Raw genomic sequence first — 16,568 nt, 5'->3', positions numbered from 1 at the left:
GGGAGAGGGCTTAGCTCCTGCGGCGGTAGGGGACGAAGTCGCCGAGGCCGCAGGAGCCGTAGTTGGTGCCGGTCACCGGATCGACCACGGAGACGATGTCGCCCCGACAGAGGCGGCCGGTGGTCGTGCGGGTGATCAGGGCGCGGCCGGAGTCGAGCTCCGGACAGCCCGCAGGCGGGCGGTTGACGTAGATGAGGCTGCCGGCGCCGGTGAAGATGACGGCGCCTTCGCCGGCGGAGCGGTTGCCGCGCAGGTCGCGCTGATTGACGCAGCTGATCGGTTCGCCTGGCGTCCGATCGCGAATGGCGTCGGCCAGTTGCATCGCGTCCGCCTCCGCCCGCTCCGCGGTCGCGACCGGATCGGCGGGCGCGCAGGCAGTCGCCAGAGCGGCCAGGGAAATTGCCAGGATCGTCTTCATCTCTGCCTCCATCCAAAAGGCAACGCACGGGGCGCAGGAACGCCCCTCAGCCTCTGAAATTATCCTTTCCGCGCCTCAGCTCCGCAAGCTGCTCGGCAGAGGTCGCGCGGACGAACGGGTTGGTGGCCCGTTCAAGCGCGATCGTGGTCGGGACCGTCGCTTCATTGACGGCACGGGCCGCCTCGACCCGCAACATGCGGGCGCGGATCGCCTCATTGTCCGGCTCGGCAGCCAGGGCATAGCGGCCGTTCGAGAGCGTATATTCATGGGCGCAATAGACTTCAGTCTCCGGCGGCAAAGCGGCAAGGCGCTGGAGATTGGCGTGCATCTGCTCGGCATTGCCTTCGAACAGGCGGCCGCAGCCCATCGCGAACAAGGTGTCGCCGACGAAGGCAACGGCTTCCGACGGCAGATAGTAAACGATGTGGCCGGCGGTGTGGGCGGGGACCTCCATCACCTGCGCCTCGATCGCGCCGAGCCGGACGGTGTCGCCTTCGCGCACCTGGCGATCGAGCGTGGGGATGCGATCGGCTTCGGCGGCGGGGCCGGTGATGGTGCACACGCCCCCCGCCCTTTTGGCTGCTTCCTTGATCGCCGCGTTGCCGCCGGTGTGGTCCGGATGCCAGTGCGTGTTCCAGATCTGGCTGATCGGCCACCCGCGCGCCTCGGCTTCGGCAAGCACCGGCTCCGCCTCCGCCGGGTCGACGACCATGGTCTCGCCGGAGGCGGGCTCGTGGACGAGCCAGATGTAATTGTCGCTGAGCGCCGGGATGCGGACGATCTCAAGGGAGGAGGGCATCATAGCCCCTTTTGTTGAACTCGATCAGGCAGAAGCCGTGGCCGAACGGGTCGGCGAACATGGCGAGCTTGCCATAGGGCGCGTCGCAGGTTTCCCCTTCCTGGACGGCGCCGGCAGCGAGTGCGACCGCTCGCGCCATCTCAATATCGTCGACGACGAAGTCGGGATGGATCGGGCTCCAGTGGCGATTGTAGCGACGGATGTCGCCGCCGGCCGGCCCGATCGCGGTGCCTTCATCCTTCCTGAGCAGATAGATCGGCACATCGCGGCCGAGCAGCTCGACGAAGTCGTCGTCGAAGCGGCGGCCGACATGGAGGCCGAGCGCGGTCGTATAGAAAGCGATGCCGGCTTCGATGTCCGGCACGTCGATGTTGATGAGCAGGCCCGCCTCGCGGCGCGGGGTCGAGGTGGCTGCCCCTTCCGGCTGCGCTTCGGGCGCGACGCTCACCATGTGCCGGTGTTCGGCATCGAGGCCCAGGGCTCCTGCGGCGGCAGCCGGTCGCCCGCCTGGAGCAGCTCGATCGAGATGTTGTCGGGCGTGCGCACGAAGGCCATGTGGCCGTCGCGAGGCGGTCGGTTGATCGTGTAGCCCGCGTCCATGATGCGCTGGCAGGTCTCGTAGATGTCGTCGACGCGGTAGGCGAGGTGGCCGAAATTGCGGCCGCCGCCATAGCGCTCGGCGTCGCTATTCTCCGACGGCCAATTGTAGGTGAGCTCTACCTCCGCATCGGCACGCTCGCCCGGGCCGTTCATATCCTCCGGCGCGGCCAGGAAGATGAGCGTGAAGCGGCCCTGCTCGCTCTCCATTCGCCGAACTTCCTGAAGGCCGACAAGGTTAAGGAAGCGGATGGTCTCCTCCGGGTCCGAGACGCGGATCATCGTGTGCAGATATTTCAACCGAACCTCCTGCTGACGGGCGCCTTCTGCTCCACATGACGCGTGTCTTCAACGCCACAGTGCATCCAGAACAGCAGCTCGGCTCACCGCTATAAATGCACGGTTCATCGTGAGGCCTGCTTTCTGCCGCTACCCCGTGCGGCGGCTCCGCGCGGGCAGGAGAACGAGAAATGGCTGAGGCGTGGCGCGACAACAGGACGACGATTCTGGCTGCGGTTCTGATTTTCACCTTGGGCATCGTGTTGGCCGGCTATCTGCTCGGCGATGGGCTTAGGCGGGCGCGGATGGCGGAGCGGTCGGTAACGGTAAGGGGGCTTGCCGAGCGCAACGTGACGGCGGACCTCGCCACCTGGACGATCGCTTTTTCGGAAGAGGGGCCGGAGCTTGGGCCGGTCCAGGCCTCGGTCGACGAGAAGACGCGGGCGGTGCGCGCCTTTTTTGCGCGAATGGGCTTTAGGCCGGAGGAGCTGAGCGACACCGGCGCCAGCGTCAATTCCTATTACGACAATGCGCGCCAGCGGCAGAGCGTGACGGTGCGGCGGCGGCTGCAGCTGCGGACGACCGACGTGATGAAGGCGCGGGCGGCGCATGCGCGGCAGGCGGACCTGATCCGCAGTGGAGTCGCGCTCGAGGAGGGGAGCGGGATCGTCTACAGCTTCACCAAATTGAACCAGATCAAGCCCGCGATGATCGCCGAAGGGACGCACAGCGCCCGGGAAAGCGCGCAGCAATTCGCCAAGGACAGCGGCACGGCGGTGGGCGGCATCAAGCAGGCGACGCAGGGCTATTTCTCGATTGGCGCCCGCGATGGCGATGTCGATGGGGAAGGTGGCTCCTCGGCCGGCGCCTCGCCTTTGCAGAAGGTCCGGGTCGTGACGACGATCGAATTCTACTTGAACTGAGGCTCGGGCGGTTCGGGGGCGGCGTTCGCGGCGAGGGCTGCGGAGGCCGCCTTGCCGGAGGGCGAGTCGGGCGCGGCTTTGGCGGCGCGGGTGAAGAAGTGGCGGGCGGCGTCGAGCTCTCCGGAGAGGCCGGCGATGTTGCCGGCGAGGAGGAGGATGTCGGCGTCGTCGGGCGCGCCCGCCACGGCCTTCGCGATATCCGTCTTGGCGCGGACGAGATCGCCTTCGCGCTGGGCGAGCGCGGCGGAGAGATACCAGCCGAACGGATCGCCGGGGACCAGCGCCAGCCCCTTGTCGAGGTCGGCGCGGGCGCCGGCGGCGTCGCCGAGCGCGGCAAGGGCGCGGGCGCGGTCGAGATAGACTTCGCCCTCCAGCTCGGGGGAGGCGATGCCGGCGATGAGGGCCGCATCGAAGGCGCGGCGCGCCTTGAGCGGGTCCTTGGCGGCGAGCCAGGCATTGCCCTCCTGGACGCGGAAGTCGGCGAGGCGCGGATCCTTGGCGACCTGCGCGTCCATCGCCGCCTGCTCGAAGGCGGTGGCGGCAGGCGCCCAGCGGCCGAGCGCGGCATAGGCTTGGCCGAGACACTGGCGGGCATCGAGTCCGCCGCCCTTGATCCGCCACTCACTGGCAATCGTGACGGCCTGCTCGGGCGATGCCTTGATGGTCGCGGCGCAGCTGTCCGGCGTGACGGGAGCCGCCTGGGCGGCCGCGAGCGCAATGAGGAGCGAAATCACAGGGTCTCCAGCAGGCTGTTCACCGTCGCGATGAGGAGAGCGATGTCCTGCGGGCGCGACAGGCGGTGGTCGCCGTCCTTGACGAAAGTCGCCTGCACGTCGGCTGAACGCAGCTTCTTCATCAGCTCCAGCGACCAGGCCCAGGGGACGTCGGGATCGGCCTGGCCATGGAGGATCCGCACCGGGCAATGGATGTCGATGTCGGCGTGGAGCAGGCGCAGCGACTCCCCGCTCTCCCAGAAGGTGCGGGTGGTGACATAGGGCTGATCGCTGTAAGCCGAGGGCTCTTCCAGCTTGCCGTGCTGGAGGATCGTCATCTTCTGGTCCTGAGTGAAGCCCCAGCTGGTGAAGTCGGGCGCGGGCGCGATGCCGACGAGACCCGCCACGCGCTCCGGCCACGACAAGGCTGCGAGCAGCATCAGCCAGCCGCCCATCGAGGAGCCGACCAGCACCACCGGCCCCTCGGTGAAGGCATCGACCATGGCGAGCACGTCGTTCCGCCAGTCGGCGAGACCCTGGGAGTCGAAATCGCCGCTGCTCGCGCCGCAGCCGCCATAATCGAAGCGGAGCATGGCGCGGCCCTGCGTCTCCGCCCATGCGTCGAGGGCGACCGCCTTGCCGCCTTCCATGTCGGACATGTAGCCGGGCAGGAAGACGATGGTCGGCCCGCGTCCCTCGCGCAGGCGGTAAGCGAGGCGGCGGTCGCCGCCGGCGTCGAAATGATGGATGTCAATCATGGCGGGCGGACTAGCCGAACACCGGCCTCGATTTAACCCCACTGCTCGGGCTTAGCTTGTCGAAGCCCTGATCTTCTCCCGGCGCTGGAAGAGAAGGACAGCCTTTGACAGGCTCAGGGCGAGCGGTGTGAGTGGGTGGGCTTTACCTATCCACCCGCTTCGGCTCGACCGGGCCTTGCCAGCAAATGTCCTGCAGCGCGCCCCACTCGTGCTCAGTCAGCGAGGGGCGATAGGTGCGGCCCTTCTGCGCTGCGTTCTGGAAGAGCTGGCGGCGGTTCTTCGAGAGCGGGTGGGTCGAGATATAGCTCAACGTCTCGTCGAGCTGCGGCAGGCTGCGCTCCATCTTGTCCATCCGCTCGAAGAATTTGGCGGTGGGCGCGGGCGAGATGTCGGCGCGGCCGAGGGCGGCGATCGCGTCGCGGTCGGCTTGGCCTTCCGCCTGGCGGCTGTAGCCGGCGGTGAGCAAGGTATCGACGTTGCCGCCCGTATTGCCGCCGAGGCCGGTCAGCAGGATGCTGAGGCCGTAATGGCGGATCATTGCGCGGGTGACGTCGCGATTCTCGATATGGGCGATCTCGTGCGCCAGCACGCCGGCCGCTTCGTCGGGGCTCTCGGCTTCGAGCAGCAGTTGCTTGAAGATGACGATGTTGCCGCCGGGAAGCGCGACGGCGTTTACGATGCCGATATCGGCGACCCGCACCTTGAGCTCCCGGTGGCGGGGCGTGAGCGTCGCGACGAGCTTGTCGAGCGCGGCCTGCCCTTCCTCCCGACTGCAGGTGCGCTCATCGATGTTGCCGACGAGGACGTCGCCGAAGCGGCGCTCCCAGCTCACCGGCACATGCGGCGCGAGCAGGTCCGGGAGCTGCGCGCCGGCAAGGAGCACGGCCGCCGAGATCAGCACGGCGACCACCAGGGCTGGAACGATGCCCACACGATCGATCCAGCGGCCATAGACCTGGCGGCGGGGGAGCATGGCTTCGAGCTCGGCGGGGATCGGTTTCGGGATGCCGAGCCGCCAGCCTCCGATCTCCTTGTGGCCGTAAACCTCTTCGCGATCACGGCTCTCGACATGGGTGAGCTGCTCGGTCGCGACGAAGGCTTCGGCACCGGAAGGGGCGGCCAACCGGAGCCCCCCTTCGGCAGCCGCCACCATTGCCGAGCGTTTGACGGCACTGTGACCGTCGTAGAACCAGGCCTCGATCATCGGCTCAGATGGCGCCGAAGTCGAAGGCGTCGGCGAGGCCTTCGGCATCGCCCGGGGCGCGGGTCTCCGACTGGGTCAGTTGCTCGAAGTCGATCGACCCCGAGGCTTCCATGTGGCGCACGATGAAGGACCAGTTCCGGTAGCCGAGGAACAGCAGGCCGACGCCCAGGGTGACGATGACCAGGCCGATATGGCCCAGGATCAGCTTCAGCCAGTCCTTCGTATGGGCGGTGAATGTGAAGCGCACGTCCCCGATCGCCGTTGCTGCCGCGACGTGGCGGTAGAAGAGGGCGTAGAAGCTGAGGCTGACGAGCAGAAAGGTCAGATAGGTAAGGCCGATGCCGAGGAAGATGCTCGCCATCAGCGCGATCGGCGGGCCGCTCTCCTCGCCAGGGCCGGCGCTCATGAAGACAGCCCCGACGCCGAGGACGATCATCAGGACGATGCCGACGACCGGCGTCAGATAGACCAGAAGCCAGCGCTTCATCAGCCCGTTCTCGTGCGCGTTGGCGGTGAAGGCGAAGGGGCCGAAGCTCATCTTGCTCCAGCGCTCGTTCCAGAGCTGGGTCATCGACCATGGGACGAGCAGGCCGATCACGGCCCAGCCGGCGGCGGTCTTCCAGGTGCCGGACCAGCCGTAATGCCAGCCGGGATGGTCGCTGCCGCCGCGGATCCCGCGCCAGTAGGTCCGGCTCAGGCGATAGCGGAGCGAGCGGAAGCGGGCGACATGGTAGAGGTAGAAGAGCAGGCCGTAGAGGACGAAGGCGGTGACGCCGGCCGCGACGAACATGCCCCTGAGGATCATCGCCTCGATGCCGAAATTGAGGATCAGCAAGGCGGGCAGCAGCATCGCCATCACGATGAGGAAGCCGACCAGCATCTCGGTGCCGGTGCCCGTCCATTCGAGCGTGTCGTCGACGAAGCGGGTGCGGCTCCAGAGATAGCGGCGCTCCCGCGCCTTCGCCCAGAAGCGGTAGATGCCGAGCGTCACGATGGTGAGCAGCAGGTTGGTCAGCGCGACCGGCAGGAATTCCTGCCAGCGACCGGTAAAGTCGATCGTCGCGCCGCGCGGCGCCTCCGCGGCCGCCTGACCGCCCCAATGGTCGTTCATCCCACCCCCTGATTTTTCAGCAGCATGGCCGGGGCGTGCGTCGCTGGCAAGTTGCGGAAAGCCGCGCGCTTCGGGGCTGGAGGTTCCCGAGCGCCATCGCTACATGCGCGGGCATCATGACGCAGCATTTCCGCATCACCCTTCCCGACGGCTCCGTGCGCGAGGTGGAGCAGGGGACTACGCCGGCCGACGTCGCCGCCGCGATCGGGCCGGGGCTGGCCAAGGCTGCGCTGGCGGCGCGGGTGAACGGCGAGGTGCGCGACATCATGCGCCCCTTCGAGGAAGATGCCGAGCTCGCTTTGATCACGGCCAAGGACGAGCGCGACGCGCTGGAGCTGGCGCGGCACGATTATGCACATGTGCTCGCCGAGGCGGTGCAGAACCTATTCCCGGGGACGCAGATCACGTTCGGGCCGGCCACCGAGGACGGCTTCTATTACGACTTCGCGCCGAATCCGGAGCGGGGGCCGTTCACCGACGACGATCTTCCTGCGATCGAGGAGGAGATGCGCCGCGTCATCGCGCGCGACGAGCCGCTGGTGCGCGAGGTCTGGACGCGCGAGCAGGTGCGGCAGTTCTTCATCGATCAGGGCGAGACGTTCAAGGCGGAATGGGTGATGGAGCTGCCCGAGGGCGAGCCGATCACCATGTACCGCTCCGGCGGGTGGCTGGACCTGTGCCGCGGGCCGCATCTTGCCACCACGGGGAAGCTCGCGCCCGATGCGTTCAAGCTGACGCGTGTGTCGGGCGCCTATTGGCGCGGCGATCAGAAGAATGCGATGCTGTCGCGGATCTACGGGACGGGCTGGCTGAGCAAGAAGCAGCTCGACGCGCATCTCGTGCGGCTGGAGGAGGCGGCGAAGCGCGACCATCGCAGGATCGGCCAGGACATGGACCTGTTCCACCTCCAGGCGGAGGCGCATGGATCGGTCTTCTGGCATCCCAACGGCTATATCATCTGGCGGCAGCTCGAAGCTTACATGCGCCGCCGGCTCGACGCGCATGACTATCTCGAGGTGAAAACGCCGCAGCTGATGGACGCGCGGCAGTGGGAGCAGTCCGGCCACTGGGGCAAATATCGCGAGAACATGTTCGTGGTGCCGGACGAGGTGCCCAACACCGAGGAGGAAGGGCCGGTCCTCTCGGGCGAAGGCGATCTGATGGCGCTGAAGCCGATGAACTGCCCGGCGCACGTGCTGATCTTCCGGCAGGGCATCAAGTCGTATCGCGATCTGCCGATGCGGCTGGCCGAGTTCGGCGTTTGCCACCGCAACGAGCCGCACGGCGCGCTTCACGGCATCCTGCGCGTGCGCCAGTTCACGCAGGACGACGCCCATATCTTCTGCCGCGAGGACCAGATCATCGAGGAGACGCGGCGTTTCTGCGACCTGCTCGACCTCGTCTATCGCGATCTCGGCTTCGAGAATTACGCGATCAAGCTGGCGCTGCGGCCCGAGAAGAGGTTCGGCAGCGACGAGATGTGGGACAAGGCGGAGAGCGACCTGCGCGAGGCGGTGCGCCTCACCGGCCGTGCCACGCCGGAATATGGCTGGGAGGAACTGCCGGGCGAGGGCGCTTTCTATTCGCCCAAGCTCGAATTCCACCTGACCGATGCTATCGGTCGGACCTGGCAGTGCGGCACCCTGCAGCTCGATTACGTGCTGCCTGAGCGGCTCGACGCCTCCTATGTCGGCGAGGACGGGGCGCGGCACCGGCCGGTGATGTTCCACCGCGCGATCCTCGGCACGTTCGAGCGCTTCCTCGGCATCCTGATCGAACATCATGCCGGCAAGTTTCCGCTCTGGCTGGCGCCGGTGCAGGCGGTGGTGGCGACGATTGTCTCGGACGCGGACGATTATGCCGAGGAGGTGGCGGCGGAGCTCCGCAAGGCGGGGCTGCGGGTCGAAACGGACCTCAGGAACGAGAAGATCAACTACAAGGTGCGCGAGCACAGCCTTAAGAAGGTTCCGAACCTGCTCGTCATCGGCAAGCGGGAGGCCGAGGAGCGCACCGTGGCGCTGCGCCCGCTCGGCACGGACGCGCGGCAGGAGGCGCTGGGGCTCGATGCAGTGGTGCAGCGGCTGAAGGCCGAAGCGCTGCCGCCCGACCTTCGCGTCTGATCGGCAACAGAGCGGCGGAAAAGCAACGTTCCGCCGCCGGGACATCTTTAATTCAGCTCGCGTCTTTATTACGTGAGTCAGTCATTCAGACTCTCAAGGAGATACGACTATACGTCCCCCGATGATGAGGCGCCCCCAGGCGCCGCCGATGAACGGACCTCGCTTCAACGAATTCATCTCCGTGCCCAAGGTGCGCGTGATCGATGAGAATGGCGAGAACCTGGGGGTGATGTTCACCCGCGAGGCGATCGAGCAGGCGGCCGAGGTCGGACTCGACCTCGTCGAAGTGTCCCCGAACGCCGATCCGCCCGTCTGCAAGTTCCTGGATGTCGGCAAGTTCAAATATGAGGCCCAGAAAAAGGCCAATCTCGCCCGCAAGAGCCAGAAGACGCAGGAGATCAAGGAGATCAAGATGCGTCCGAATATCGACGATCACGATTATGACGTGAAGATGAAGTCGATTTCGAAGTTCCTCGGCGAAGGCGACAAGGTGAAGGTCACGCTGCGCTTCCGCGGCCGCGAGCTGGCGCACGGCCAACTCGGCATGAAGCTGCTGCAGCGCGTCCAGGAGGACACGATCGACGCCGCCAAGGTCGAGCAGCATCCGCGCATGGAAGGCCGCCAGATGCTGATGGTGCTTTCCCCCAAATAAGCCGGCTGGCGCTTACGTTAGCGGAAAGCTCAGCTTTCCGTAACGGAAGCCATTTCTGATCCGTTTCGACCTGAAACTGGTTTGTTGCGCAAATGCAATAAAACCGCTGGAAACGGCGGGAAACTGCGGGTTTCGCTGGTGACAAACACTCCTTCCCGGTAGCTCTGAAGCAAAGCAGAGCATTGGGGAGAGGTCGATGATCAGGAAATCCGTTTGGCTGATGTCCGCGGGCATGTTTGCGCTGGCGGTCCCGGCGCATGCGCAGGACAATACGACCAACACCGGTCAGACCACGCCGACCGAGCAGGCGGGCGAGGTCAATCCGAATGCCGACGTCAGCCCGACCGACGAAGTTGCGACCGAGGATGAAGGCATCGTCGTCACCGCGCAGGGACGCGCGCAGATCCTGCAGGACGTGCCGCTCGCCGTCTCCGCCGTCTCCGCCGAGACGCTGCAGAATTCGGGCGCGACCGACATCCGCGCCCTCAACCAGCTGGCGCCGTCGCTGCTCGTCTCCTCGACGGGTTCCGAGGCGAACGGCTCCGCCCGTATCCGCGGCATCGGCACGGTCGGCGACAATCCGGGTCTCGAAAGCTCGGTCGCCGTGTTCATCGACGGCGTCTACCGCTCGCGCACCGGCGTTGGCCTCAACGAGCTTGGCGAGATCGAGCGGGTCGAGGTGTTGCGCGGCCCGCAGGGCACGCTGTTCGGCCGCAACGCTTCGGCCGGCCTCATCCACATCATCTCGAAGAAGCCGAACCTCAACCGGTTCGAAGGCTATGGCGAGCTCACCTACGGCAATTACGACTTCCTGCGCGGCGCCGCCGGCCTGACCGGCCCGATCGGCGAGTCCGGTCTCGGCTTCCGCCTCGACGGCGTCTACGTCCAGCGCGACGGCTTCTATCGCGTCGAGAACCCGCAGAACGGCACCGAGAGCCGCGTCAACGACCGCGACCGCTATTTCGTGCGCGGCCAGCTGCTCTACGAACCGTCCGACAATATCGAGTTCCGCATCATCGGCGACTATACGAAGCGGGACGAATCCTGCTGCGGCGCCGTGTACGTAGAGACCCGCGAGACGTTCGATCCGACGCCGACGGGCGGCCAGGACTTCGCCTATGCCGCGAGCAACCGCATCGTCGACATCCTGCGCAGCCAGGGCGAGACCTTCCCCTCGGTCGACGATCCGTTCAGCCGCGTCATCAGCGTCACTCCCGGCCGCACTTTCCGCAACGAGACCGAGGATTACGGCATCTCGGGGCAGATCGACTGGGATTTCGGCGGCGCGTCGCTGACGTCGATTACCGCCTATCGCGAGTATAAGGCGGGCGGCGCCGCGGACATCGACTATGGCCGCGTCGACATTGCCTATCGCGCCGACGACGGCAACGTGTTCCGCCAGTTCAAGACCTTCAGCCAGGAGCTTCGCCTGCAGGGCTCGGCCTTCAGCGATCGTCTCGACTGGCTGGTCGGCGGCTATTACGCAAACGAGGACCTGCACGTCGCCGACAACACCAAGTTCGGCACGCAATATGGCGCCTTCGCCGCCTGCCGCATCGTCGCCACGGTCAACCCGCTTGCCGCGCTCCGCAATCCGGCCAATCCGGGCTGCCTCAGCGCCGTCGGACGCGGGGCTCTCACCGCCCAGCTCGCCCCGCTCGGGCCGGCCGGGACGGCGATCCTTGCCGGCATCGATCGGCTGAGCACCGTCAACGACGTCGGCGACCAGCGCGCGGATTACTTCCAGGAGAGCAACAATTACGCGCTCTTCACGCACAACATCATCAAGATCACCGACCAGCTCAGCCTGACGCTCGGCGCGCGCTACACGAACGAGAAGAAGGACTTCTCGGCCGAGTTCAACAACAACAACGCGGTCTGCCCGGTGCAGCAGGCGTCGCTCGGGCCGCTCCTCGTCAACCCGGCGATCCCGGCCAGCACCCGCACCCTTATCGGCGGCATCATCACGCTGACCTGCACGGGCAACTCGAGCACGACGCTGAACGGGCTCGACATCCGCAGCGAGCGGAAGGAAGACGAGTGGACCGGCACCGGCGTGCTTTCCTACAAGCCGGACGACAACACCCTGCTCTACGCCAGCTACTCGAAGGGCTATAAGGCAGGCGGCTTCAACCTCGATCGGTCGGACCTGGGCTCGGCGCTCTCGCCGCGCAGCAACGCCGACGCCGCCAATCTCCAGTTCGCGGCCGAGAAGGTCGATGCCTATGAAGTCGGCGCGAAGATCAGCGGCCCGCGCGGCCTGACCTTCAACATCGTCGCGTTCCGGCAGGACTTCAAAGACTTCCAGCTGAACACGTTCAACGGCACGGTCTTCATCGTCCAGAACATCAATGGCTGTTCGAATCTGGTCGGCGGCGACACGACCGACGAGGATCCGGAGGGCGTGAATGCGGCCGGTCGCGGCACCTGCGCCCCCGGCGATGTGACGCCGGGCGTGCGTTCGCAGGGTGTCGAGATCGAGATGTCGGGCTCGCCCGCTCCGAACCTTCGTCTGACCGGCGGCTACACTTACGCCGAGACCAAATATCGCCGCAACCTAGTCGGCAGCTCGCAAGGCGAGGCGCTCGACCCGTTCCTGTTCGCGCTGCCGGGCGAGCAGCTCTCCAATGCACCGCCGCATGTGCTGACCGGCTCGGTGGCTTTCACGCCACCGCTCGGTGACAGCGGGCTCAGCGGCCTGGTCTACGTCGATGCGCGCTACACGTCCGACTTCAACACGGGCTCCGACCTGTTCCCGGAGAAGGAGCAGCCGTCGTTCACCGTGGTCAACGGCCGCATCGGCGTCCGCGGGCCGGACGAGCGCTGGGCGGTCGAGCTCTGGGCGCAGAACCTGTTCAACAAGGATTACCGCCAGGTCGCGTTCAACGCCCCGTTCCAGGGCGCGAACAGCCGGCTTCAGGTGCAGCAGTTCGGCGCGCCTCTGGGCTTCGGCACCGCCAACCAGCTCTTCTCGGCCTTCCTGTCGGAGCCGAGGACCTACGGCCTGACCGTTCGCGGACGGTTCTAAGCTTCTCCTCTCCAGCTTTTGCTGGGGAGGGGGACCGCCTGAAGGGTGGTGGAGGGACGGCGCCGCAAGGCGCCGTTTCTTTTTGCATCGGGAGACACGGACTCGCCCTCTTCACCATGCTTCGCATGGTCCCCCTTCCCACGAGATCGTGGGGAGGAAATCAGGCGGCGGCTTTTGCGGGTTGGGGTTCGCTGGCGGCTTTGAGCAGCCGCAAGCGGAGCGCCTTCAGCTTTGCCGGCGCCTCGATTTTCGCGCCGTGGGTGTCGGTCAGGTAGAAGACGTCGACGGCGCGCTCGCCATAGGTGGCGATGTGGGCGGAATGTAGGATCGCCTTAGACTGGAAGATCGCCTCGGCGAGGCCGCTGAGCAAAGCGGCGCGGTCGCGGGCGTTGACCTCCACGACGGTGTAGCGGTTGGACGCCGCATTATCGATAAAGACGGCGGGCTGGATACTGAACGCTTCGGCTCGGACGAGTGGGAGCGACTTGGCCTCGAGGCGCTCGACCATCGGCTCCTGGCCCGCGAGCGCGTCCAAGATGGCGCGCTCGAGACGCTTCAGCCGATGGGGACCGTCGAACGGCGCGCCCGCCAGATCCTGGACCAGGAAGTTGTCGAGCGCCATGCCGTCGATGGAGGTGTGGATGCGCGCGTCGATCACGTTGGCGCCGGCAAGGCTGATCGCTCCCGCGAGGCGGTAGAAGAGGCCCGGCTGATCCTTGGCGTAGACGGTGATGAGCGTTGCGGCGCGCTCTTCCTGGACGCTGATCGCCACCGGCTTGACGCGCGAGGGCGAACGGTCGGCGGCGTCGATGAAGCGGGCATTCTTCTCAAGCACGTCGAGCGGCTCGGCGAGCCAGTAGCTGTCCGGCATGTGCCAGGCCAGGCGGACGAAGCGGCTCTCCTCCCACCGAAGCCGCGCGGCGAGCTCCGCCTGGACGGCGGCGACCCGGTCGTGCCGGCCGCGCTGCTTGTGGCCGAGGCGGAGCATCTCCTCGGCCGCGTCGAACAATTCGTGCAGCAACTGGCGCTTCCAGCTGTTCCAGACGCCCGGCCCGACCGCACGGATATCGACGACGGTAAGGACCAGGAGCAGGCGCAGGCGCTCGAGGCTTTTCACCCGGCCGACGAAATCCGCGATCGTCTTGGGATCGGAGACGTCGCGCTTGAAGGCGGTGGCCGACATCAGCAGGTGCCAGCGGACCAGCCAGGCGACGGTCTCGGTCTCGGCGTCGGTGAGGCCGAAGCGCGGGCAGAGGTCGCGCGCGACCTCCGCGCCGAGCAGGCTGTGGTCGCCGCCGCGCCCCTTGGCGATGTCGTGGAGCAGGACCGCCACATAGAGCACGCGCCGCGAGGTGATGTGCTTCAGCAGTCGAGTCGACAGCGGGTGGTCTTCCTTCAGCTCGCCTTTCTCGATCCGGGCGAGCAGACCGATGGCGCGGATCGAATGCTCGTCCACCGTATAATGGTGATACATGTCGAACTGCATCTGCGCGACGACGCGGCCGAAGTCGGGAACGAATCGGCCCGCGATGCCGGCCTCGTTCATCCATCTGAGCACGGTCTCGGGATCGCGCGGGCTGGTGAGGATGTCGAGGAAGAGGGCGTTCGCCCTGGGATCCGCGCGGACTTCGCTGTCGATCAGCTTGGCGTCCCGGCTCGCGGCACGCATCGCCAGCGGGTGGATCTCCAACTCGTTTTTGTCGGCGAGCGCAAAGATCTGGATCAGGCGAACCGGGTCTTCCTGGAAGAAGCCGTCGGATGGGAGCGCCAGGCGGCCGCGGTCGAGCACGAAGCCTTCGAGCTTGCGCGGACGGCGGCGCAGTGTCGGCAAGCCGAGACGGCTGCCGCGGCGGGCGAACTTCTCGTCCAGATGAGCGAGGAAGACGCCGGTGAGGTCGCCCACCGTCTTCGCGTGGAGGAAATAGTGGCGCATGAAACGCTCAACCGGCGATTTGCCGGGCCGGTCGGCATAATGCATCCGGGCGGCGATCTCGCGCTGATAGTCGAAGGTCAGGCGCTCCTCGGCGCGGTTGGCGATGAGGTGAAGGTGGCACCGCACCGCCCACAGGAACCGCTCGGCTCGCTGGAACTGGCCGAGCTCCTGGCGTGACAGCAGGCCCGCCTCGACCAGTTCCGGCACAGAACGGACCCGGTAGGCATATTTGCCGATCCAAAAGAGGGTGTGGAGGTCGCGCAGGCCGCCCTTGCCTTCCTTCACGTTGGGCTCGACGACGTAGCGGCTGTCTCCCATGCGGCGGTGCCGCTCGTTGCGCTCCTCCAGCTTCTCGGCGACGAAGGCGGGGGCGTTGCCGGCGGCGACCTCCTGCCAGAAGCGAGCCTGCAATTCGTCGAACAGGGCTTCGTCGCCCCAGAGGTAGCGGGATTCGAGGATGGCGGTGCGGATCGTGTGGTCGCCCGAGGCGGCGCGGATCATGTCGTCGATCGAGCGCGACGAATGGCCGAGCTTCAGCTTCAGGTCCCAGAGCAAATAGAGGATCGCCTCGATCGCCTGCTCGGTCCAGCCGGTCGGCTTCCACGGCGTCACGAAGGCGATGTCGACGTCCGAATGGAGCGCCATCTCGCCGCGCCCATAGCCGCCGACCGCGACCAGCAGGAGGCGCTCGGAGGAGGTTGGATTGGCGAGCGGATAGAGGCGCTGCGTGACGAAGTCATAGGTGAGGCGGAGGATCTGGTCGGTCAGGAAGGCGTAGGCGGCTGCGGCTTCGGTGCCGGCATAGGGCTTCGCCTCAAGCCGGCGGGCGATCTCCGCGCGCCCCTGCGCAAGCGCCTCCCTAAGCAGCTTGGCAACCTGGTTACGATCGTCTGGCCCGAACGTCGCCATCCGGTCCGCGAGCGCGCGCCGGTCGATGATCGCGCGGCGGTTGGGAACGGGGTAGCTGCGCTCGGGCATGTTCCCGGCATAGGGCCTCGGGGCGCCGCCGTCACGTCGGCGCCTCCGATCCGACGCAATCAGGCGGGCACGATCACCATTTCGATCGGCCCCTGCTCCGCCTCCGATGCGATCGTCTCATCGCGAATGAAGGCAAGGAGGTCGGCGTTGATGATGTCCGGATGTGTCGTGCACATGCCGTGCGGCAGGCCCTCGTAGGTCTTGAGCGTGCCGCGCTTCAGCAGCCTGGCCGCGAGCGGCGCGGAATCGGCATAGGGCACGATCTGGTCGTCCGTTCCGTGCATCACCAGCACCGGCACCTGGATCGCCTTCAGATCCTCGGTGAAGTCGGTTTCCGAGAAGGCCTTGATGCAGTCGTAATGGGCCTTGGCGCCGCCCATCATGCCCTGCCGCCACCAATTCTGGATCACGCCTTGCGATACAGCGGCACCCGGCCGGTTATAGCCGTAGAAGGGCCCGGACGGGATATCGAGGAAGAACTGGGCGCGGTTGGCGTTCTGCGCGGCGCGGAAGCCGTCGAACACCTCGATCGGCAGCCCGCCCGGATTGGCTTCGCTCCTCACCATGATCGGTGGGACCGCGCCGATGATCACCGCCTTGCTGACGCGGCCCGGTTCTGCGCGGGCGACATAGCGGACGACCTCGCCGCCGCCGGTCGAATGGCCGACATGGATCGCATCGCGAAGATCGAGGGCGCGAGCCAGCGCCGCAACGTCGGCGGCGTAGGTGTCCATCTCGTTGCCGGTCCAGGTCTGGGTCGAGCGGCCGTGACCGCGACGATCATGCGCGATCACCCGGTAGCCGCGCTCCAGGAAGAACATCATCTGGTTGTCCCAGTCGTCGGCACTGAGCGGCCAGCCGTGGTGGAAGACGATCGGCTGGGCGTCCTTCGCTCCCCAATCCTTGTAGAATATGCTGGTGCCGTCGGAGGTGGTGATCGCGTTCATGCAGGAGACTCCCCCATTCATGCTGAAACGAGACGCGGCTACGCGCTCATCGCGAGCGGATGGGTCCGGTCCGGCTGGATCGGCGGGACTTCTGCCTCAGGTGAGCGA

14 protein-coding genes are annotated in these 16,568 nt (G+C 66.6%); 4 read left to right on the top strand and 10 right to left on the bottom strand.

The annotated features are described in order from the left end of the window. Window positions 1–10: 10 nt before the first annotated feature. From AC5JBD_RS16510 to AC5JBD_RS16495, 4 genes are read right to left on the bottom strand one after another with little or no spacing between them, the layout of a single operon-like run. Window positions 11–418 (bottom strand): hypothetical protein, encoded by a 408-nt coding sequence (locus AC5JBD_RS16510; RefSeq protein ID WP_495722917.1) that lies wholly within the window; start codon window positions 416–418, stop codon window positions 11–13. A gap of 46 nt (window positions 419–464) precedes the next feature. Beyond that, entirely contained in the window at window positions 465–1,220 is a 756-nt protein-coding gene (gene gloB, locus AC5JBD_RS16505; RefSeq protein WP_495722916.1) for a hydroxyacylglutathione hydrolase, read from the bottom strand. After that, a complete protein-coding gene (locus tag AC5JBD_RS16500; protein WP_495722915.1) occupies window positions 1,201–1,668 on the bottom strand; it encodes a VOC family protein in 468 nt (155 codons plus the stop codon). Before AC5JBD_RS16500 ends, gloB begins: the two co-directional genes overlap by 20 nt. Further along, window positions 1,662–2,114 (bottom strand): VOC family protein, encoded by a 453-nt coding sequence (locus AC5JBD_RS16495; protein WP_495722914.1) that lies wholly within the window; start codon window positions 2,112–2,114, stop codon window positions 1,662–1,664. The genes AC5JBD_RS16500 and AC5JBD_RS16495 overlap by 7 nt, the downstream gene beginning before the upstream one ends. A gap of 170 nt (window positions 2,115–2,284) precedes the next feature. On the opposite strand from AC5JBD_RS16495, the gene AC5JBD_RS16490 reads away from it, so the two are divergent. Then, window positions 2,285–3,016 carry an SIMPL domain-containing protein gene (locus AC5JBD_RS16490; RefSeq protein WP_495722913.1) on the top strand — a complete coding sequence of 244 codons (732 nt, stop codon included), beginning with the start codon at window positions 2,285–2,287 and terminating at the stop codon, window positions 3,014–3,016. On the opposite strand, the gene AC5JBD_RS16485 is transcribed toward AC5JBD_RS16490, so the two are convergent. The 4 genes from AC5JBD_RS16485 to AC5JBD_RS16470 all read right to left on the bottom strand — a co-directional run bounded on the left by AC5JBD_RS16485 (window position 3,004) and on the right by AC5JBD_RS16470 (window position 6,802). After that, on the bottom strand, window positions 3,004–3,750 hold the full coding sequence (locus AC5JBD_RS16485) for a tetratricopeptide repeat protein (RefSeq protein ID WP_495722912.1): 747 nt from the start codon (window positions 3,748–3,750) through the stop codon (window positions 3,004–3,006). The two genes, AC5JBD_RS16490 and AC5JBD_RS16485, sit on opposite strands and share 13 nt — an antisense overlap. Further along, the gene (locus AC5JBD_RS16480; protein ID WP_495722911.1) at window positions 3,747–4,487 is read right to left on the bottom strand and encodes an alpha/beta fold hydrolase; all 741 of its coding nucleotides are present in this window, start codon (window positions 4,485–4,487) and stop codon (window positions 3,747–3,749) included. The genes AC5JBD_RS16485 and AC5JBD_RS16480 overlap by 4 nt, the downstream gene beginning before the upstream one ends. 142 nt (window positions 4,488–4,629) lie before the next feature. Then, complete coding sequence (locus tag AC5JBD_RS16475; protein WP_495722910.1) at window positions 4,630–5,691, bottom strand: M48 family metallopeptidase; 1,062 nt, start codon at window positions 5,689–5,691, stop codon at window positions 4,630–4,632. A 4-nt stretch (window positions 5,692–5,695) separates the two neighbouring features. Continuing rightward, window positions 5,696–6,802, bottom strand: coding sequence for a YjgN family protein (locus AC5JBD_RS16470; protein ID WP_495722909.1), 1,107 nt, complete (start codon window positions 6,800–6,802; stop codon window positions 5,696–5,698). Between the two features lie 116 nt (window positions 6,803–6,918). Between AC5JBD_RS16470 and thrS the strand changes: the two genes are divergently transcribed. The 3 genes from thrS (at window position 6,919) to AC5JBD_RS16455 (ending at window position 12,602) form a co-directional block, all read left to right on the top strand. Continuing rightward, the gene (thrS, locus tag AC5JBD_RS16465) at window positions 6,919–8,922 is read left to right on the top strand and encodes a threonine--tRNA ligase (RefSeq protein ID WP_495722908.1); all 2,004 of its coding nucleotides are present in this window, start codon (window positions 6,919–6,921) and stop codon (window positions 8,920–8,922) included. A 121-nt stretch (window positions 8,923–9,043) separates the two neighbouring features. Next, a complete protein-coding gene (gene infC / locus AC5JBD_RS16460; protein ID WP_495722907.1) occupies window positions 9,044–9,574 on the top strand; it encodes a translation initiation factor IF-3 in 531 nt (176 codons plus the stop codon). A 196-nt stretch (window positions 9,575–9,770) separates the two neighbouring features. After that, on the top strand, window positions 9,771–12,602 hold the full coding sequence (locus AC5JBD_RS16455) for a TonB-dependent receptor (protein WP_495722906.1): 2,832 nt from the start codon (window positions 9,771–9,773) through the stop codon (window positions 12,600–12,602). A gap of 160 nt (window positions 12,603–12,762) precedes the next feature. Here the strand turns inward: AC5JBD_RS16455 and AC5JBD_RS16450 are convergent, their stop codons facing one another. After that, window positions 12,763–15,513: a [protein-PII] uridylyltransferase gene (locus AC5JBD_RS16450; RefSeq protein ID WP_495722905.1), complete on the bottom strand. Its 2,751-nt coding sequence runs from the start codon at window positions 15,511–15,513 to the stop codon at window positions 12,763–12,765. A gap of 59 nt (window positions 15,514–15,572) precedes the next feature. Further along, entirely contained in the window at window positions 15,573–16,460 is an 888-nt protein-coding gene (locus AC5JBD_RS16445) for an alpha/beta fold hydrolase (RefSeq protein WP_495722904.1), read from the bottom strand. Window positions 16,461–16,568: the final 108 nt, after the last annotated feature.

This window comes from Allosphingosinicella sp. (assembly GCF_059502505.1).
Note: the sequence above shows the minus strand (reverse complement) of the source record. Positions and strands in the feature narration are given on the sequence as shown.